This window comes from Niabella hirudinis, assembly GCF_051201075.1.
Classification (GTDB): Bacteria; Bacteroidota; Bacteroidia; order Chitinophagales; family Chitinophagaceae; genus Niabella; species Niabella hirudinis.
The window spans coordinates 228327-247322 of sequence record NZ_JBPEHJ010000003.1 but is presented as its reverse complement, the minus strand read 5'-3'; the positions used below and the strand labels follow the sequence as shown (position 1 = coordinate 247322).

Sequence of the window (18996 nt, the reverse complement as noted above, 5' to 3'; positions counted from 1 at the left end):
TCGTGTTTATTTTCTTTGGGTGAGGGATACAATAGCTAATTCAATTCGCGCATTTGCGGCGATCTTTTAGATTTATGCGTTGCCCTGATGCATACCGTATCAGGCAGATATTTATAGTAAATTTGTTGGTATGACAGACCCAATCAATATTGAAATAAAAACACTTGAAAAGGACCAGTACGAAGCCCTTAAAGAAACCCTGATTGCCTCCTACCCCAGCATGCCCGAAAGCTACTGGCAACGGGAACAGATCAACCGGCTCATCAACCTTTTTCCCGAAGGTCAGATCGTAATCTATATAAATGGAGCAATGGCCGCCTGTGCGCTTTCGATCATCGTGGATGAAAAAAAGGTGAACAACCGGCATAATTATAAAAGTATTACCGGCAATTATTCCTTTAACTCGCATGATCCGGAAGGCGAGATCTTATATGGTATTGATGTCTTTATCAAACCGCAGTTCCGTGGCATGCGCCTGGGGCGGCGCTTATATGACTATCGCAAGGAACTGGCGGAACGCCTGAACCTGAAAGGTATCGTATTTGGCGGGCGGATACCCGGATACCACAAATATGCCCGGGAAATGACTCCCAGCGAGTATATTCAGAAAGTAAAGCAAAAAGAGCTACACGATCCGGTCCTGGACTTTCAGCTTTCCAATGATTTTCACCCGGTGCGTATTATAAAAAACTACCTGCATGGCGATGTGCAGTCGAACGAATATGGTGTGCTCCTGAAATGGGATAATATTTACTACGAGGACCAGAGCGAACAGGCCTTTCCGCTAAAGCGGGTGGTGCGGCTGGGGCTCATACAATGGCAGATGCGGCTTTATAAGAACCTGGAGGAAATGATGACCCAGGTGGAATATTTTATAGATACGGTTTCCGGCTACCGGTGTGATTTTGCAGTGTTTCCCGAATTTTTTAACGCTCCGCTGATGGCAGCGTACAATCATCTTTCTGCTGCTGATGCGGTAAAAGAAGTATCAAAATATACCGCCGCTATACGGGACCGGTTTGCGGCGCTGGCTATCAGCTACAATATAAATATTGTTACCGGCAGTATGCCGGAGGTAGTGGACGGCCGCCTTTACAATGTGGGCTACCTCTGCCAACGCGATGGCTCCATAGATAAATATGAAAAAATCCACGTAACGCCGGATGAAGAGCGGGTATGGGGCATGGTGGGCGGCAACCAGGTAAAGACCTTTGATACGGATTGCGGCAAAGTGGGCATCCTGGTATGCTACGACTCCGAGTTTCCTGAGCTAAGCCGTCTGCTGGCAGATGACGGCATGGACATCCTTTTTGTACCTTTTCTTACTGATACACAAAACGCCTACTTCCGCGTACGGCATTGTGCACAGGCCCGTGCTATTGAAAATGAATGTTATGTGGCCATTGCCGGCAATGTGGGTAACCTGCCCCAGGTACAGAACATGGATATCCAGTACGCACAATCCATGATCCTGACCCCTTGCGACTTTTCCTTTCCATCCAATGGCATTGAGGCAGAAGCCACCCCTAATACAGAAATGGTGGTGATCGGCGATGTGGATATCGACCTCCTGCGGCACTTACACAGGTTCGGAAGTGTTAAAAACCTGGCAGACCGGCGAAAAGACGTATACGAAGTGGTCCGGAAAGGCTAAAAAGGCAGTTTATCCCTTTATTTTCCGTTTCCGGACGGCCGGTTCGCAGGCCGTTTACCGCCGTTTTTCCACAGTTTGTTAATATCTTTAAAAACGCTATTTTTGCCAACCTTTTAATTAACTATCTTATATAACATGTCAGTAATACAGAAGATCCAGGACAAGTATGGCAAGGTAATGGCCGTAATCATTGGGCTTGCGTTAGTCATATTTGTAGTGATGCTTGCTTTTGAGAACGGCGGCAGCCTTTTTACCGGAGACGTACGCACCATTGGAAAAGTGAATGGAGAAAAAGTTGAATTCCCCCAATTCAGCGCTTTAGTGGAACAGCAAACACAGCGGATGCAATCCCAGGGTATGAGCGGCGGTGAAGGCGCTGCACAACAGGCCAACGAAATGGCCTGGGGTCAGGAAGTATCCCGCATCCTGCTTTCGCAGGAATCTGGTAAGCTGGGGCTTGAAGTTGGTCGCAAAGAACTGAACGACCTGCTTTTTGGCGCCAACCCACCCCGGGAGCTGGCACAAGGTTTTACAGACCCCCAAACGGGAAAATTCAATGCCGCCGCGGCACAAAGCCAGATTGATCAAATCAGGACCAAGGGAACACCTGAACAAAAAACAGAGATCAACCTCTTCCTGGATCAGCTGGCCCTGCAGCGCAAGGCAGAAAAATACGATGCCCTGTTAACCACCAGCATCAATTTTCCCAAATGGATGATTGAAAAACAAAATGCCGATGATGCCCTGATGTCGAAGGTTTCTTTTGTAAGAGAGCCCTATACCAGCATTTCCGATTCGGCCGTTAAGATCTCCGATGGCGATATACAGGACTATATTAACAAACATAAGAGCGACTTCAAACAACAGGAGAGCCGCAGCATATCCTATGTTGCCTTTAATGCGCAGCCCAATGCCGCCGACAGCACTGCAGCCCGCCAGCGCCTGCTGGATCTGAAACCAGCTTTTGATAGCGCACATAATGTAAAAGACTTCCTGGTAAGCGAGGGCATCAATAATTATTATGATGGATTTATCAGCAGCAACCGCATCCAGGTACCCATGAAGGATTCCATCCTTAGAGTGGGAACCGGCAATATCTATGGCCCTTATGTAGACGCCAATAGTTATGCCCTGGCAAAAATTGTTGCTACTACCAGCATGCCCGATACGGTAAAAGTTCGGCATATCCTTATCGGGTTAGCCACCCAGGACCCCCAAACGGGTCAGCAGATTCCACTGAGAGACTCCACTACAGCGCGTAAACTGGCCGATAGCTTATTTACCGCAATACAGAATGGTTCCAATTTTGACACGCTTGTGGCAAAGTTTTCTACCGACCAGGGAAGCATACAAACCGGTGGTGTTTATGACAATGTGCCTTCGGGACAAATGATGCCTTCTTTCAATGATTATATTTTTACGCATCCTGCCGGCAGCAAGGGCATTGTAAAAACAGATTACGGATATCATATTATTGAAGTGCTGAGCACCAAAGGAAGTGCTACCGGTTATAAAATTGCTTATGTAACCAAGCCCATTGAAGCCAGCCAGGAAACGGATAATACGGCCAGCAATGCAGCCACGCATTTTGCAGCGCAGGCTACCAATCAAAAAACCTTTAACGCCGCAGCCGAAAAGCTGCAGGCAGAAAAAGGGATCCTGAAATCCATCGCTTCTGACATTCCGCCCACCGGCGCCATGATCCAGGGACTGGGCGCTTCCCGCGCTTTTGTAAAAAATGTTTACAAGGCAGAACTGGGTGATGTGGTACAGCCCGAAAGAGTAGGCGACTATTATGTTGTAGGACTGGTTACCGAAATTAACGGGGAAGGCACCATGAGCGTTGCAAAAGCGCGCATGATGGTAGAGCCGCTGCTCATCAATCAAAAAAAGGCAAAAATCATTACCGATAAGATAGGAAAGATCAGCACATTGGAAGCTGTGGCGGCTACACTGAAAAAGCAGGTTGAAACAGCTGACAGCATCCGCTTTAATGGTCAAAGCCCTTCTGCCATTGGTTTTGAGCCCAAAGTAATTGGAGCAGCCTTTAATAAAGCCAGCCTGCAAAAGGTGGTGCCTGAGGCCATAGCCGGGTCGCAAGGCGTTTATGTGGTACGCGTAGACAATCTGATGAGCACCCCCGCTCCGGTGCAAAATGTAACAGAAATCCGAAACATGCGTTACATGCAAGCCAAGCAGCAGGCCCAGTTTCAATCGATTCAGGCCCTGCGGGAAGCTGCCACGATCAAAGATTACAGGAGCAAGTTTTATTAATAGCAGAATTTAAGATAACGGGAGTTCGACATCAATGTACTGACTTTTAGCGTTTTTTTATAAAAATTCCACTGTTATCCAACAAAAAATTTAAAGGGGCGGCTGTTAAGTCGCCCCTTTTGGTAGTTTAATAGTTACCGCGCTAAAAATTACCATGAGCCATGGTACAAATTATTTCAGACAGCACCCCGCACAAATCCAAAATAATTTTCAGCTTGTTTGTAACGGTACTCAAACTGCATTGTTCAGCTATACCGGCACCGGAGCATTGTTAACGCATTAAAAACAGGCTGCGGAAAAAATAGGGAAATCCCTACGGTCGTTCCGGATGAAAAACGTTACTTAGCTGCAATTAAAAAATAATACTATGTCTCACAACATTTCACGTGAAGAAGCCACTGCTATGACGAGCCGCTATGCAGCCAACCGCAATTCCATCCTGCTGCCTGAGCACCAAAACCAGGATTTGCTTGCCATCAGCGAAACCCTGCCCCGCCAGGCAATTGAAAGCTTGCTGCAGGTAACAGGCTGTAGCAAAATACGTATCTATTATGGTATGGATGAAGCGCTGAAAGTACATGCGATCCTTGTAGCTGTTGATGCCGCAGGTAAGAATCTGCTGCCACCCGCCGTTGCTGACGCCAATGCAGAAGAAGGCCAGGCTGTTATTATTGATCGGGCTAATCGTTGCCCGCCTCTTTGCCCGGATCCTGACACACCTTTCGGATCATAATTTAATGTTATGATCTTTCAACTCAACGCTGCTGCCAGTCTGCTTGTAGGAGCCGGTGCCGTTTTAGGATGGAGCCGGATTTATCGTATCGACCGTTCCTTTATGCCATTCCTGCTATTACTTACACTGGCTTTTGTACAAGAGGCTGTCAGCATCGTTTTTATTTACCGCAACCACAACAATACCGTGCTTTACAATGTATTTGGCCTGGTGGAAAGTCAATTGTTGCTTTTACAGTTCTATTGCTGGAAACTGTGGAGAAAAAACAGCCTCTGGTATTTTTTTTGGGTGCTTTTATTTTTGTTGTTATGGGGTAGTGAGTGGGCATATTGGGGCTCGCTCCGGTACACTGTTTCTCCTGCTACCGTTATTTTTGCCCTCTGCATTGTGTTTTTTGCAATGATTATGCTCACGCAGCAGCTGGTTCCTGTTTTACCCGCGTTGTATAAAAATGCGATATTTGTTATCTGTATCGGTTTGATATTGTTTCATACATGCGCTGCTATAGCCGAACTCTTTTTAATTTTTGGAGTGATGCACGATCATCAAATGGGGGGGCTGGTTATGGTGGTACTGTCTGTCATCAATTTTTTAACCAACCTGCTGTTTACATGGGCTATCTGTTTTATTCCGTTCAGCTTCCGGTATATATTCCGGTATTGATCAGTTGCGTCATCATGGGTGTAACCCTGGGTGGATTTGCTTTGGTGGTCATACGAAGACAGCAAAGTCAATTCCGTAGCAATCAGCACTTTTACGACTGGCATCTTTCTTTGCTGACCGAAGAACGCAAGCGCATTATGACGGATCTGCATGACACCACAAACTCCACGCTCTACCTGGCATTGGTCATGCTGGAATCCATAAAAAAGGAAAACCCCGGGCAACCCCTGGAGCAGGTCAGTGCCCTTATCCGGGAAGCAATTGCAGGCATGGGCCATGTTGTGCAAAATATGAACGATGAAAAAATCATCCGGCAGGGCCTGCAAAACAGTCTTCGGTTAATGATTGGCCGCTACCAAAACACGAATACCCTGCCTGTCATCGATTTTGATTATAAAATGCTTGCTCCGGTGCCCCCACTGGTAACCTATACCATTTTTCAGATGGTACAGGAGCTTTTTTCCAATACCCTCCGGCATTCAGGCGCCCGGAATATTCAATTAAGGATTCGCCAGCATCAGCAATTGCTTTACCTGTATTATGCAGATGATGGTCATGGCATGAATCCAAAAACTTCAGGAACCGGTCTTGGGCTTAGAAGCATGCGGAACCGGGCGGCCCGGCTGGGTGGTACTTTTAAAACCGAGGCCGGAAAAGGACTCCGCTACTTTATTACTATCCCTTTAACCCCCTGATTTTTTTATGTACTCAACTTCTATGATAAGAATTCTTTCGGTAGATGATCAGCCGGCTTGCCACCAGGCCATCAGCCTGCTGCTAAATGACTACGGAAAAATAAAGATAGCCGGCAGCGCCCTCAATGGCGTTGACCTGTTGGAACAGTTGTTGACCCTAAACCCGGATGTAGTACTTATGGATATAAATATGCCGGTGATGGACGGTGTGGAAGCCACCCGGCTGGCCCTGCAATTATACCCTCATCTTAAAATACTGGCTTATACCATTTTTGGCGAGGAAGACCGGATTATTGAAATGATGGATGCGGGGGCTAAAGGATACGTTTTGAAAACAGGCGGTAGCAGCTCCCTGGTACAGGGCATTTTTACGGTTATGGAGGGCGGCACTTATTATTGCAGCAGCGCTTCGGAAACCATGCTGCATTTTATTAAAAGACATACCCGCAGCTATACCGCAGCAGCCGCCCCTTTTACAGATGTAGAAAAGGCCATGCTCCGGCTCATTAGTGAAGGGTGCACATCGCAGCAAATAGCCGCTGCCCTATTTATAAGCACTAAAACAGAAGAGAAATACCGGGCGGGCCTTTTCCTGAAGGCCGGGGCAAAGAATGCGGCTGAATTGGTAGCGTATGCCTACAAAAACGGGCTTTGCCGGCCAGATAAAGACAATGAAAAACAGCTCCGGAAATAATAGATACGGTTTATAAAATAAATATAAAAGTAACGGAGCCTGCAGTGCCGGAGTTGCAATGTACCCGGCCCTTTAACGGACTGCAATACACGCTGGAAGGCTATGCTTTTGACGCCCAACAAAATGCCGGAGCTGGCAGGACCGTTGCTTAATTGGAGTAACCCGGCCCGCCGCCCGGCAAAAATTTAATCCGGGTTGCGTACCGGTGGTTATGATTAGCAGCACCCCTGCACCCGATATAGCAGGGTGATGCGGTTAATAAATAATATGACAAAAAAATACGCATCCGTTTTGGGTTGGACGAGTCTGCCGGCAAGTTATTTTACGCCACAAGCAATAAGAAGGCGTGACACTCAACTTACCGCTTTTGAGGCCCTGAGAAGCCCAGCAACGAATAAGAGAGCTCACGCCTTAACGTGAGCTATTCTACTCTTCATCTCGTTGCTACAGAAATTTCTCAGGTTTCAAAAGCGAGACTCAAAGCGAATGCTTCAAATATTTTTATGAAGTAATCGCAAAACTAATACTCTGAGACAAATATAATAAAAAATTCAATAGACCTATTATAATAGGCCACGTTTTTTTAGAAATTCGCTCAGCTTGCTTCAATGAAAGCGTATACAAAAGAAGAAAAGAACAGGATCCTGTTTCAGTTTGCCGTTGGCCTCCATAAAGCAATGATTGACGCCCAAACAAACCCCACCAAACTGGCGCTGGAATGTGGTATAGAAAAATCGCACATGCAGCTTATTGCCAACGGAAACCGGAATGTAACGCTATCCACTCAAATTGCTATTGCCGAAGGACTAAAAATTTCCTATACAGCACTTGCCACCTATTATGAGGGCGTTTCCAAAGCGGATGAAAAAAAATTTATCGCCTACCAGCAAAAACAGCAGCAGCTAAGGGCGCATAATAAGAAGGAAATATAAAGCCCTGTTTCGCAAAAAAACGGGTTGAGAAATCCCATAAACGTTCCATGTACCCATAGCCAACTTAGTGAGTTACCCCTCCCAGCCTGGATGAGCTTTACAGCATGATGTCGTTCTGAAGATGTCATCCCGGGCCTGACGCGGGATCTATTCTTGTTTCAGAATCTATCGTGCAGGCAATTTCTTTTTTCACTTTCATATCCTTTTCAGAGGTTACATTTTTCAAATCTTCTCTATATACAAACACCTTTTCTTTTACGTTGATGTAATTGGGCACTATTTTAAAATTGGTAAGCCATTTGCATCTCCACTGCCTGCCCAAAGCTACAAACCTGCGCAAGAGGGGAAATCAAAATTTCCGTTATGGGGAACAGACACTTCAACATAAAGGCTCCCGCCAGCATAGTATGGCCCCCAATGATCGCATGCGCGTCAGGTTAATTTTTGCCCTGGGAGCTGCAGCGCAGCGCACCGGTAATCATTACGGTTTGCACAAGCCGTGCACAGGAAATTACCGCCGCGCTGCGGCTACGGGAGGTTTTGAGCGCTCATCGTTATAAGGGTCAACGGCGCGCTGCGCCTGTTTGCCATTAAAAGCTGCCATCTTTTTGGCGTGAAAGGCTTACCCCTACTACATTCCATGGCAACATGATCTGTTCTTAACCTGACGCGCATGCCAATGATCGGGAGTTACATACGTGTCACAGAATACACTGTTGACATAGCCCCGGTTCATGCCTCCCGTACATTGTACTCATAGTTCTGGGTCTCCGCGCCGGCAGCGCCAAGAGTAATCAGTAACAGTGAAGCACAGGTCAGCTAACACATACCGCCCGGCTGCAGACCTGCGCGAGAAGGACCATCTACCCAGTCTGCTACCATGCCCATCTCCACTTCGTTACGGACGGGCAGGCATCCTTAACTCAAAACTGCTCCAGCCCGTTTCCGGATCCTTTTCGGCGTACTTGCTCCCACCACGCTTCGCAGCTTCGCTGGCAGGACAGGCTCTGGTAACCGTATCGATATCCATCCGCATCGGTGTAGTTTTGGCCGCCCATTTCCTTCCGATTTATCGGAACCAAATGGATCGTTCCCGCTTTCAGCGGGATTGTTCGACTAATAATTTTTTATCAAATGGAAAACTACGAAGAACAAAACAATAGTATTGCCCAAGGCAATGACGAATGGCACGAGGCTGCAAGCCTCATGCAGCGACATTGGGCAGGGCGACATGCTTCGAAGAGCCAAGGCTAGTGGCCAAATTGCTCGGGCGTTCCGTTGTTAATGGCTTCTCAGTGTGTTTTTATTCTTATTGCGCGTAAGCCTTTTGGTTTTATGATCGCGCAGAAATGCGTCAAGTATAGCGAACACATGGGCTTTGTCTTCGGCTCCGAGTTTTTGGATGTCGAATAATTTTATTGACTACATTTTTTTCGAGCAGCAGGTCGGTGTTGCCGGCCAGGTAATCTAAAGACACATCGAGTGTATCGGCGATTTTGGCAGCCACTTCAATAGATGGAGAGGCTTCGTAGCGTTCGTAGCGTCCGATGATCTCGCGGGATACGCCGGCGGCCTTGCCAAGGTCGGTCTGTCAAGCTCTTCGAAGCATATCGCCATTCAGCATACCGCTGCATGAGGCTTGTAGCCTCGTGTCGTTAAGCTATTGCCTTTGGCAATAATATCTGCTTGTCCCCATCCACGATCCGATTTGTACAGTAGCCGGACACCGTATAACTTTGTACAACGAAACTTTGACGAAACCTTTAAAACGGGGAATGAGGCCCGGGATCTGGAGCGTTTTTGGAAGGAGGCATAGCCCTCCTTTCATCATTTAATATTGCTGCGGATTACATCCATCAGGTTATTGAGCCCCTTTACTGTACCTTCATAAACAGAGCCGCTTTGTAGGGCAGGAAGAAAATCATTGCTGATGCTATGCGCTGCCTCCCCGGCGGATAATAATTTACCCACAAACGGGCCATAGTCAATGGCTACCTTGTTTAGCTCCCTGCTCATGGAAATTGTGATGGCTTTACCGGTGTTGCCATGCACCGCCGCCCAGTCCTTTAAAAGGGTTTTATTATTCGTATTAAAAGAAGCCGCCGTAACCCTATTGGCCCCAATAGTTGTTAGCTTAACAGCGATCAGGTTGCTTTTTTCAAATACCCGTAACAGGCTGTCGATCTTTTTATTTTGAGCAGCAGTAAACAGTTGCTCAAAATCGTACGACATATTGATGTTTTGCGGGGTTTCGGTGGGCTGCTGCGGATATTTTATGTGCACATCCCTCCCATCCCCATCTCTTTTATGTACCTGCGTATCCAGGTTTCTGCCGGAACTGCAGGCCAGCGCCAACAGAATTGGCAATAACAACATACCCGAAAATAGTTTCTGCAGCATTTAAATCTTTTTAAGTATACTGTAACACTGCAAAATTAACGCCGTTTTTATTTGTTAAACAGGAGCCCCATATAAAACGATGGCTTTGTTAATTTTTTTCGCAGGTCTACCTCGTAAAACATACAGGAGAGCAGCTCCTGCACTTTTTTGTTGCGGGCGCTGATATTGATAAGCAGGTTAAACAACCGGGGATAATTAACCAGTTTTTGAATGCGGGTGCTCAGCCGCAGCTCCGGCCCCAGCACCCGTTCTATATCCTCATCATAGGCCGCCAGGCCGGCTGCCGAAAAATTGCCGGCCCGGATGGCTTTTACCGCCTGTAATGCCGCCAGCCGGCCGGAGCCCATCGCATTGCCAATGCCCTCGCCGGTAAACGGGTCTATAAGAAATGCCGCGTCGCCCACCAGCATATACCGCTCGCCGGTAAGCACTCTTTTTTTGCTCCCCAGCGGCAGGCCGTACCCTTCAATACCCCCTTGCAGCTGCGCATTCTTAAACCGCTCCTTAAATACGGGGTCCTCCGCCACTATACGGAGCAGCTCTTTTTTAAGGTTTACTTTTTTACGGCCTACGGTTTCACTAAGCATGCCTACCCCAACATTGGCCTGCCCGTTGGGCAGCGGAAAAATCCAGAAATAGCCCGGCAGCAGGCTTTTTAAAAAATGCAGCTCAATAAAATTTTGAGGGTGCAGGCCTTCTACATTTTTATAATAGGCCCGCAGGCCGGCCACATAATGCTCCGGCTCCATCCGGATGCCGGCCACTTGTTTTGTAAAAGAGGAATGCGCGCCGTTTGCAATAATCAACAGGCTGGTCTTTACCACAAAGCCCCTTCCATCACTTACCAGGTACCCATCCGCCCCGGACGTATACTCCGTTACAGCAACGCCCTCATAAAGGGTTACATGCGCACAACGCTTTAGCTCCTGCACCAGAAAATGATCAAAGTCCAAACGCTTGCATACATAGCCGATGGGCACTTCCTTATGCCGGAGGTCTGCTGCATCAAAATCGGGCCGGTAGCCAACCTCCAGCACCCGGCGGTTGGGCGCTATAAAACTAACGCCCCAGCTGTTGAGCTTAAAGCCGGCCTGCCTGAGCCTTTCGGCTACGGAGGGATCAATCTTTTTAAGGCAGGTGAGCACTTTGCCGCTCAGCCCATCGCCGCAAACCTTATCCCGCGGAAAAACCGCTTTGTCAATCACCACGCAACCGATCTCCTCCTTATTCAGCTGCAGGGCCGCAGTAGCCCCTCCCGGGCCGGCGCCAATAATACAAACGTTGGTAACAATCATTACAAAAGGCTCTGAAAAAATAAGCCTGACCACTTTGCCAAAGGCATAAATCAGTCAGGCCCAACGGCCCTAAAAGGCCGGTTAAAAAATAATATCTTTTTATTGGTTCAGCATCAGGGGCATTACCAGCATCAGCTGTTCCTCATTTTCATCCTGATCCACCGGTTTTATTAAACCGGCTTTTGTAGGCGTGCTTAACTCCATATATACTTCATCGCTGTCGGTGGCGTTCAGCATTTCGATCAGGAATTTGGCGTTGAAGGCAATTACCAGGTCTTCGCCATTATACTGGCATTTCATGCGCTCATTTCCCTCAAAGCTAAAATCCACATCCTGCGCCGCCAGCTGCAGCTCACTGCCGCTGATGTTCAGCGCCACCTGGTAGGTGCTTTTATTACTGAATACGCTTACCCGCCGCAACGCTCCTAAAAATTCGGTCCTGTTTACAGTAAGCCGGTAAGGGTTTTCCGTGGGGATCACTACCTTGTAATCCGGAAACCGGGCATCAATAAGCCGGCAACTCATTTGGGTAGTGCCATGGATCACAAAAAAATGATTGGTATTATAATTAATAGTGATTTCGTCATTATTATCCGGCAGGGCCGATTTTAAAAGGTTCAGCGGTTTGCGCGGCACAATAAACGTATCCGTGTTGGGCGAGCTTACATCAGTTCTTTTATAGCGAACCAGGCGGTGCGCATCGGTAGCCACAAATTGTATCCCTTTTTGATCCAGCTCAAAATAAACGCCGGTCATGGCCGGGCGCAGGTCATCGGTGCTGGTGGCAAACAGGGTTTTGTTAACGGCCGTTACCAGCGCAGAAGCCGTCATGGTAAAGCTGGAAGCATCATCGGCCGTGGGGTCCTTTGGAAAATTATCGGGGTTTTCGCCCATTACTTTGTACTTACCATTGTCGCTGGTAATTTCAACACTGTAATTTTTATCAATATTAAACGTAAGCGGCTGCTCGGGGATATTTTTTAACGAATCAATCAGGATTTTTGCAGGAATACATACGCGGCCGCTGTCCTTTGCCTCTATCTGCATTTCTGTTTTCATAACCGTTTCCAGGTCTGTAGCCACAATAGTCAGACGGTTTTTATCAATATCAAACAAGAAATCTTCCAAAATGGGCAATACATTATTCGCATTAATGACACCTGAAATATTTTGAAGCTGTTTCAGTAAAGCCGATGATGATGCAATAAATTTCATCCGTTATATATTAATTTTTACGTTTCTGTTTCCTTTTTAGGCAAAATGGAGGTAGCGAAACTACTATTTTATTAGCTAAAGTTTCGAAAAATCTATGCCCATTTTTTGGTAAATATAGGGGTAAAACGAAGATTTTCCCCGAAGCAAATTTTTTTAGGTAGTTTGATAAGGTTTAGTAACTTCCCCGACTTAAAAAAGGGGCCTATGTTGAATAAATTTTTAAATTGGGTCAGGGGTAAAGAAGAACCGGCGGCACAAAACAATATTGCCGTCGATTTTGGCCGGTATTCTGATAATAATAAGGTGCCCGGAAAAGTGCGCCGCTGGAAGGAGGCCGACAACCTGTTTAAGGAAAAGAACTATGCCGCATCTGTAGACGCATTTTTTGATTACCTGAAAGACGATGGAATCCAGAATGTGCGTTACACCCGCAACGGTGACACGGCCACTTTTGAATTATACCAGGGCTCTAAGATCATCCGGGGAGCCATCCGGGAAAACCGGCTTTCCGCCGATGTAAAACTGGCGTTGATGCCAGAGCCCTCCGTGCCGGTAATGCGCCGTTTGCTGGAAATGAACTTTGGGCTTTACTACAGCCGTTTTGCACTCAATAACAAGGAGCTGTGTATGCGTTTTGATACCGACCTGAACACCGCCAACCCCAACAAACTTTATTATGGCCTGAAGGAGCTGGCCACCAAATCGGATAAACAGGACGACCTTTTAATAGAAGATTTTGCACTTCTTGAGGCGGTGGACCTGGAGCATATTACCCCACTGTCGGATGCGGAGAAACAGGTGAAGTATGATTTCCTGCAGCACTGGATTGCAGAAACGCTGGATAAAATTGCAGCAGTGGATGCCGATAAATTTTCAGGGGGCATCTCCTACCTCCTGCTGAGCCTCGTTTACCGGATCGACTTCCTGATCACTCCCGAGGGGCAGCTGCTGAACCAGCTGGAAAAAATCGGGGCCATCTATTTTAAAAAGGACGAGCGCTCTATTGTTGATAAAAACCGGGAGATGATTGAAACACTCCGGCAGCTGCAGGCCAGGTCGAAGGAAGAGATTTTTAAAACCCTGTTTCGGTCCAAGTATACCTTTTCTATTGTTACGCCCCAGGTGCACAAGGTAATGGCAGACGCCATTCATGAGGCCAATGAAAACATGCATTGGTACCGCGACAATGGGTACGAGTATTTTGCCAACCGGCTGATGGAATACGGCCTCTCCTATTGCCAGTACTCCTATAGCCTGCCAAGGCCCATTACCCTGCTGATAAAGCTGTTTATGGAGGTGAACTATCCCTCCTTTTTTAAAGCGCTCGGTTATAACGAGCCCTATTTTGATACGGCAACCAACCGCTTTAAAGAAGATGCAGTGATCAAATATATCCGTAATGTGGAGGGGCAGTGGCGGGAGCGCTATCCCTATATGAGTTTTGGAACGGAGGCCTTGAATTTTTCGGGTCTTACCGCCTTTAATAATAGCTTTACCACCCAGATAGAGAAACTGAATATGGACATACCGGCATAACGAAGCATTTATGAACACGCAGGAAATCATTAACAAATACCAGCAGGCCATTATACAGATTGCCACCCAAACGGGCACCGGTACCGGGTTTTATCTGAAAACCTGCGACCTGATTGTTACCAATAATCACGTTGTGAACAATACCCCGGAAGTAACCATACAGGGAAAACTGTTTGAAAAACAGCTATCCAGGGTTTTGTATACCGATCAGAAACACGACCTGGCATTTTTACAATCGCCGGCCGGCGTTGACCTGCCGCAAATCAACATCGGCAACTATGAAGCCATGAAGGATGGCGATTATGTTATTGCCATTGGTCATCCTTATAATTTGAGCTACTCTGCAACCCAGGGCGTTATTTCCAAGGTAGACCGTATCCGCGATGGCCTTAAATACATCCAGATTGACGCAGCCATTAACCCCGGCAACAGCGGCGGTCCGCTGGTAGACTATGCCGGGGATGTAATCGGCGTTAACTCTTTTATCATAAAAGGCGGCGACAACCTGGGCTTTGCGCTCCCCGCCAGCTACCTGGAAGAAGCCATCGATCTTTATATGCCGTTTAAAGGCGGGGAAGCCACCCGCTGCTCCAGCTGCGACTCCCTGGTTACTGCAGCTAATATCGACAATAATAAATACTGTCCCAATTGCGGCTCGGAGGTAACACTGCTCCAGGTTCCGGAAAAGGAAGCAGAATTAATGGGTGTTGCCAAGCTCATTGAAGATATATTAAAGGACCTGGGCAAGGACGTGCGGCTGGCCCGCGATGGCGCCAACCAATGGAGCGTAAAACAGGGGTCGGCAAAGATCAACATCAGCTATAACGCTGATAACTATTTTATAGCCGGCGATGCCTACCTGTGCCAGATGCCGCTGGAAGCCACTAAAATAAAGCCCCTGTACCAATACCTGCTGCAGGAAAACAACAAATCGACCGGCCTGGTATTGAGCTGCACAAAAAACAACATTGTGCTAAGCCGCCTGCTGTACGACCTGGATATGACCCTGGAATCGGGTATTGAAGAATTTAAGACCCTGTTTGAGCAGGCCGATCATTATGACGATTATCTCAAAAACGAATTTGGCTGTACCGCGCGTTTAGAGGAGTGAACATGAAACCTGAAACTTCAAACATCAAACTTTCCCCGGAACAGGCACTCAAAAAACTGCAGCACTACTGCGCCTACAGCGAGCGTTGCCACAGCGATGTGGTCAATAAACTTTTTGAGCTGGGCGTATGGAAGAAAGAGCAGGACGCCATCATTGCTGCACTGATTGAGGAAAACTATTTAAATGAGGAACGCTTTGCCAGGGCCTTCGCCGGGGGCCATTTCCGTCAAAAAAAATGGGGACGCATTAAGATAAAAACGGCCTTGCAGCAAAAGCAAATCAGCCCGTATTGCATTAAAGCGGGAATGAAGGAGATTGATGAAGAAATATACGAACAGATTATGACCGGATTACTGCAGCAAAAATGGGATAGTCTCAAAGGAGAGCGCAACCGCTTTGTAAAAATGAAAAAAACCTCCATTTTCCTTATTCAGCGGGGGTATGAGCCGGAATTGTTTCAGCCGCTGCTTCATACCATCAAATAACCATCGTCATGCACGGTTTTAGTTACCACGAACAATTACTGCTGTTATTTTCTACTCCGTTTTATATCATTATCATTGGCACAGAGATCCTGTTGTCTAATTTCCATTTTCATAAAAAAACCTACACCTTAAGGAATACCCTTACCAATATTTATCTTACCATGGCCAACGGGCTCGTTGATATGGCGTTTAAGCTCTCTTACCTGTGGGTATTGGTGCAGGTGTACAACCACCGCCTGTTCCCGCCTTTAGAGAACGGGATCGTTTACTGGCTCCTGTTGTTGGTTCTGGAGGACTTTGTTTATTACTGGCTGCATCGCTTTGATCATACCACCCGTTTTCTGTGGGCCGTACACGTCACCCACCACAGTTCGCAAAAATTCAATTTCAGCGTAGGTTTCCGCTCCTCTGTTTTTGAGCCCCTGTACCGGTTTATCTTCTTTATGCCCCTTGCCTGGATCGGCTTCAGGCCATTGGATATTTTTCTTATGTATTCCGCCACACAAATATGGGGAACCCTGGTACATACCGAGCTGGTAGGCAAACTGGGCTGGCTGGAGGCTGTATTTGTTACTCCTTCGCACCACCGGGTGCACCATAGTTCCAACCCAAAATATCTTGATAAAAATATGGGCATGTTCCTGATCATCTGGGACAGGTTGTTTGGCACATTTCAAAAAGAGTTGTCGGAAAATGAATACGCCCCCATTCAATACGGCCTTACAAAAAACCTGGAAAATCCCAATCCGTTCACGCTGATTTTTCACGAATGGATACAGGTTTGTAAAGACGTATCTAAAAAAGGGCTGAACTGGAAACAGCGGATGGGCTACCTTTTTGGACCTCCGGGCTACAGCCATGACGGCAGCCGCAAAACCAGCAGACAGATGGAAAAAGAAGAAGAGCAGGCCCAACTTTCTTCAAAATAACCGAACTTTAGGTTTCTTATGTCGCTTAGTATTACCTTGATACAAACCCGGCTCCACTGGGAAAATAAAGCAGCCAATCTTGCCATGCTTGGGCAAAAAATTGAAAGCATTCCGCAAACGCAGATCGTGATATTGCCCGAGATGTTTTCCACCGGCTTTTCCATGAACCCGGCACCGCTGGCCGAAACCATGGATGGCCCCACCGTTCAATGGATGAAGGAAGTAGCGGCAAAGCAAAAGGTCATTTTGACCGGCAGCCTCATTATCCGGGAAGGTACCGATTATTTTAACCGCCTCATCTGGATGCTGCCCAATGGTCAATACGGTGTGTATGATAAACGCCACCGGTTTGCATTTGCGGGGGAAGACCAGCATTATGCCGCAGGCAATAAACGGCTGATTGCCTCGGTAAATGGCTGGAAGATAAACCTGCAGGTTTGCTATGATCTCCGGTTCCCGGTTTGGGGCCGGCAAAATACCAACCCGGAAGCCTCCGAAACTGCACCCGAATACGACCTGCTTATTAATGTAGCCAACTGGCCTCAACGGCGCAGCCTGGCCTGGAAAACCCTGCTACAGGCACGGGCTATTGAAAACCAGTGTTACGTAGCGGGCGTAAACCGGGTAGGCGATGATGGCAACGGCATTTACCATGGCGGGGATAGTATGGTTATTGATCCTTTGGGCGAAACGCTTTATCATAAAGCAGATGAGGAAGACGTTTTTACGATTACCCTGCACAAAACAAAACTGGAAGAAGTACGCAGCCGGTTTCCTTTCTGGAGGGATGCGGATAGGTTCCTGATTTCTTAAATTGAACATTTAGCCCCTTAAGGGCAACCGGAATTCTCATTTTAAAAAGCCCCCTTCTGTCCTTTGAAAACAATTTACCCCCAAAACAGGTATAAATATTCATAAATTTACCCCCAAAATGAGTATAAACATTCATAAATTTACCCCCAAAACAAGGAAATGTTATACCGGAATATTCTGAAGGATCTGGATCAATGGAAAAGCAGCAGCTTACGCAAACCATTGATATTGAGAGGCGCCCGGCAGGTAGGGAAGACCACCGTTGTAGAAATTTTTAGTCAAAATTATGCCCAGTTCATTAGCCTCAACCTGGAGTTGCAGGAGGATGCCAACCCTTTCAAAACATTCAGGAACATTCGTCAACTGGTAGAACAACTTTTTTTTCTAAGGGACCAGGACATGAATAAAATCAATGACACCTTACTATTTATTGATGAAATTCAGGAAGTACCTGCGGCCATCAATATTCTGCGGTACTTCTATGAACAGATTCCGGAGCTTCATGTGATCGCCGCCGGTTCCCTTCTGGAAACAGCACTTAATGGCGACGTAAAAATTCCTGTGGGAAGAGTTGAATACAAAGTTGTACGTCCCCTTTGCTTTGATGAGTTCCTGCAAGCAAATGGAGACAAGGCTGTTTTAGAACAATTCAGGAAAACGCCGGGAGATGCATACGCGCATGAGAAACTACTCGACCTTTTTCATACATATACCCTGATTGGAGGTATGCCAGCCATTGTGGATCACTACCTCAAGCACAGAAACCTTACCGCTCTGCGTAGCATTTATGAGTCATTGATCATTTCTTACATCAGTGATGTTGAAAAATATGGACGTACTACCAACCTTGTTCGGGTTATCCGGCATGTTATACAATCCACGTATCTGGAAGCGGGAAGCCGCATAAAATTCAACCATTTTGGTAATTCGAACTACGCTTCAAAGGAAGTAGGCGAGGCCATGCGTGCGCTTGAGAAAGTGATGCTTCTTCAGCTCATTTATCCTACCACCAATACGAGTATACCCATAATCCCCGATCTCAAAAAATCTCCCAGGTTACAGGTATTAGATACGGGCATGATGAATCATTTTGCCGGATTACAAAAGGAAATTATCGGAACCAATAACCTGGACAATATATATCAAGGTAGAATAGCCGAACACATTGTAGGACAAGAGTTGTTGGCAGCCAAACCTCATTTGTTAAATAACCTCAGTTTCTGGGTTCGACAAAAAACAGACGCCACTGCCGAAGTTGATTTTGTAATCCAGCACGATAGTAAAATTATTCCTGTTGAAGTAAAATCCGGAGCCAGCGGCACATTACGTTCACTCCATCTTTTCATGGATGCTGCCCCTCACCACCTATCTGTAAGATTATACAACGGTAAAATAAAGCGTGATAAAGTTATCACTCCCAACGGCAAAGAATATACCCTGTTAAATCTTCCGTATTATCTGGCCTCACGAATTGAAGAATATCTGAGCTGGACAAAGATCTTCAAAAACTAAGATTGTCTACTTTTCTGGTTATAGTACTGCAGTGAGTGGAAAAAGCACATACCTA

Annotated in this window: 18 protein-coding genes; 13 read left to right on the top strand and 5 right to left on the bottom strand. The window is 46.8% G+C overall.

Annotated features, from left to right (window positions below):
• The first annotated feature begins 130 nt into the window (after positions 1 to 130).
• The 7 genes from GGU45_RS07610 (at position 131) to GGU45_RS07580 (ending at position 7645) form a co-directional block, all read left to right on the top strand.
• Positions 131 to 1654: a GNAT family N-acetyltransferase gene (locus GGU45_RS07610; RefSeq protein WP_435223491.1), complete on the top strand. Its 1524-nt coding sequence runs from the start codon at positions 131 to 133 to the stop codon at positions 1652 to 1654.
• A gap of 135 nt (positions 1655 to 1789) precedes the next feature.
• Positions 1790 to 3928 carry a peptidylprolyl isomerase gene (locus GGU45_RS07605; RefSeq protein ID WP_435223489.1) on the top strand — a complete coding sequence of 713 codons (2139 nt, stop codon included), beginning with the start codon at positions 1790 to 1792 and terminating at the stop codon, positions 3926 to 3928.
• A 367-nt stretch (positions 3929 to 4295) separates the two neighbouring features.
• Positions 4296 to 4661 carry a hypothetical protein gene (locus GGU45_RS07600; protein WP_435223488.1) on the top strand — a complete coding sequence of 122 codons (366 nt, stop codon included), beginning with the start codon at positions 4296 to 4298 and terminating at the stop codon, positions 4659 to 4661.
• Positions 4662 to 4670: 9 nt separating this feature from the next.
• Positions 4671 to 5324: a hypothetical protein gene (locus GGU45_RS07595; protein ID WP_435223486.1), complete on the top strand. Its 654-nt coding sequence runs from the start codon at positions 4671 to 4673 to the stop codon at positions 5322 to 5324.
• Complete coding sequence (locus GGU45_RS07590) at positions 5273 to 6019, top strand: sensor histidine kinase (RefSeq protein WP_435223485.1); 747 nt, start codon at positions 5273 to 5275, stop codon at positions 6017 to 6019. Before GGU45_RS07595 ends, GGU45_RS07590 begins: the two co-directional genes overlap by 52 nt.
• 22 nt (positions 6020 to 6041) lie before the next feature.
• Positions 6042 to 6713, top strand: a complete 672-nt coding sequence (locus tag GGU45_RS07585) for a response regulator (RefSeq protein WP_435223483.1) — start codon at positions 6042 to 6044, stop codon at positions 6711 to 6713.
• A 608-nt stretch (positions 6714 to 7321) separates the two neighbouring features.
• Complete coding sequence (locus GGU45_RS07580; RefSeq protein WP_435223481.1) at positions 7322 to 7645, top strand: hypothetical protein; 324 nt, start codon at positions 7322 to 7324, stop codon at positions 7643 to 7645.
• A gap of 923 nt (positions 7646 to 8568) precedes the next feature.
• On the opposite strand, the gene GGU45_RS07575 is transcribed toward GGU45_RS07580, so the two are convergent.
• From GGU45_RS07575 to dnaN, 5 genes are all read right to left on the bottom strand, one after another.
• On the bottom strand, positions 8569 to 8703 hold the full coding sequence (locus GGU45_RS07575; RefSeq protein ID WP_435223480.1) for a hypothetical protein: 135 nt from the start codon (positions 8701 to 8703) through the stop codon (positions 8569 to 8571).
• Between the two features lie 296 nt (positions 8704 to 8999).
• Positions 9000 to 9194, bottom strand: coding sequence for a helix-turn-helix domain-containing protein (locus tag GGU45_RS07570; RefSeq protein ID WP_435223952.1), 195 nt, complete (start codon positions 9192 to 9194; stop codon positions 9000 to 9002).
• A gap of 278 nt (positions 9195 to 9472) precedes the next feature.
• A complete protein-coding gene (locus GGU45_RS07565) occupies positions 9473 to 10045 on the bottom strand; it encodes a TPM domain-containing protein (RefSeq protein WP_435223478.1) in 573 nt (190 codons plus the stop codon).
• A 47-nt stretch (positions 10046 to 10092) separates the two neighbouring features.
• A complete protein-coding gene (locus GGU45_RS07560) occupies positions 10093 to 11340 on the bottom strand; it encodes an NAD(P)/FAD-dependent oxidoreductase (protein ID WP_435223477.1) in 1248 nt (415 codons plus the stop codon).
• 99 nt (positions 11341 to 11439) lie between these two features.
• Positions 11440 to 12555 (bottom strand): DNA polymerase III subunit beta, encoded by a 1116-nt coding sequence (gene dnaN / locus GGU45_RS07555; RefSeq protein WP_435223475.1) that lies wholly within the window; start codon positions 12553 to 12555, stop codon positions 11440 to 11442.
• 204 nt (positions 12556 to 12759) lie between these two features.
• Between dnaN and GGU45_RS07550 the strand changes: the two genes are divergently transcribed.
• From GGU45_RS07550 to GGU45_RS07525, 6 genes are all read left to right on the top strand, one after another.
• A complete protein-coding gene (locus GGU45_RS07550) occupies positions 12760 to 14091 on the top strand; it encodes a type III secretion system chaperone family protein (RefSeq protein WP_435223473.1) in 1332 nt (443 codons plus the stop codon).
• 10 nt (positions 14092 to 14101) lie between these two features.
• Positions 14102 to 15202 carry a trypsin-like peptidase domain-containing protein gene (locus GGU45_RS07545; protein ID WP_435223472.1) on the top strand — a complete coding sequence of 367 codons (1101 nt, stop codon included), beginning with the start codon at positions 14102 to 14104 and terminating at the stop codon, positions 15200 to 15202.
• A gap of 2 nt (positions 15203 to 15204) precedes the next feature.
• On the top strand, positions 15205 to 15687 hold the full coding sequence (locus GGU45_RS07540) for a regulatory protein RecX (protein ID WP_435223470.1): 483 nt from the start codon (positions 15205 to 15207) through the stop codon (positions 15685 to 15687).
• 8 nt (positions 15688 to 15695) lie between these two features.
• Complete coding sequence (locus GGU45_RS07535; protein ID WP_435223469.1) at positions 15696 to 16616, top strand: sterol desaturase family protein; 921 nt, start codon at positions 15696 to 15698, stop codon at positions 16614 to 16616.
• Positions 16617 to 16634: 18 nt separating this feature from the next.
• A complete protein-coding gene (locus GGU45_RS07530) occupies positions 16635 to 17429 on the top strand; it encodes an amidohydrolase (protein ID WP_435223467.1) in 795 nt (264 codons plus the stop codon).
• A 159-nt stretch (positions 17430 to 17588) separates the two neighbouring features.
• On the top strand, positions 17589 to 18941 hold the full coding sequence (locus GGU45_RS07525; protein ID WP_435223465.1) for an ATP-binding protein: 1353 nt from the start codon (positions 17589 to 17591) through the stop codon (positions 18939 to 18941).
• The last annotated feature ends 55 nt before the right edge of the window (positions 18942 to 18996 follow it).

Excerpts from the sequence above, each read along its gene's own strand:
- GGU45_RS07610 (WP_435223491.1), top strand. The coding sequence starts at position 131 with ATGACAGACCCAATCAATATTGAAATAAAAACACTTGAAAAGGACCAG.
- GGU45_RS07605 (WP_435223489.1), top strand. The coding sequence starts at position 1,790 with ATGTCAGTAATACAGAAGATCCAGGACAAGTATGGCAAGGTAATGGCC.
- GGU45_RS07600 (WP_435223488.1), top strand. The coding sequence starts at position 4,296 with ATGTCTCACAACATTTCACGTGAAGAAGCCACTGCTATGACGAGCCGC.
- GGU45_RS07595 (WP_435223486.1), top strand. The coding sequence starts at position 4,671 with ATGATCTTTCAACTCAACGCTGCTGCCAGTCTGCTTGTAGGAGCCGGT.
- GGU45_RS07590 (WP_435223485.1), top strand. The coding sequence starts at position 5,273 with ATGGGCTATCTGTTTTATTCCGTTCAGCTTCCGGTATATATTCCGGTA.
- GGU45_RS07585 (WP_435223483.1), top strand. The coding sequence starts at position 6,042 with ATGATAAGAATTCTTTCGGTAGATGATCAGCCGGCTTGCCACCAGGCC.
- GGU45_RS07580 (WP_435223481.1), top strand. The coding sequence starts at position 7,322 with ATGAAAGCGTATACAAAAGAAGAAAAGAACAGGATCCTGTTTCAGTTT.
- GGU45_RS07575 (WP_435223480.1), bottom strand. The coding sequence starts at position 8,703 with ATGGGCGGCCAAAACTACACCGATGCGGATGGATATCGATACGGTTAC.
- GGU45_RS07565 (WP_435223478.1), bottom strand. The coding sequence starts at position 10,045 with ATGCTGCAGAAACTATTTTCGGGTATGTTGTTATTGCCAATTCTGTTG.
- GGU45_RS07560 (WP_435223477.1), bottom strand. The coding sequence starts at position 11,340 with ATGATTGTTACCAACGTTTGTATTATTGGCGCCGGCCCGGGAGGGGCT.
- dnaN (WP_435223475.1), bottom strand. The coding sequence starts at position 12,555 with ATGAAATTTATTGCATCATCATCGGCTTTACTGAAACAGCTTCAAAAT.
- GGU45_RS07550 (WP_435223473.1), top strand. The coding sequence starts at position 12,760 with ATGTTGAATAAATTTTTAAATTGGGTCAGGGGTAAAGAAGAACCGGCG.
- GGU45_RS07545 (WP_435223472.1), top strand. The coding sequence starts at position 14,102 with ATGAACACGCAGGAAATCATTAACAAATACCAGCAGGCCATTATACAG.
- GGU45_RS07540 (WP_435223470.1), top strand. The coding sequence starts at position 15,205 with ATGAAACCTGAAACTTCAAACATCAAACTTTCCCCGGAACAGGCACTC.
- GGU45_RS07535 (WP_435223469.1), top strand. The coding sequence starts at position 15,696 with ATGCACGGTTTTAGTTACCACGAACAATTACTGCTGTTATTTTCTACT.
- GGU45_RS07530 (WP_435223467.1), top strand. The coding sequence starts at position 16,635 with ATGTCGCTTAGTATTACCTTGATACAAACCCGGCTCCACTGGGAAAAT.
- GGU45_RS07525 (WP_435223465.1), top strand. The coding sequence starts at position 17,589 with ATGTTATACCGGAATATTCTGAAGGATCTGGATCAATGGAAAAGCAGC.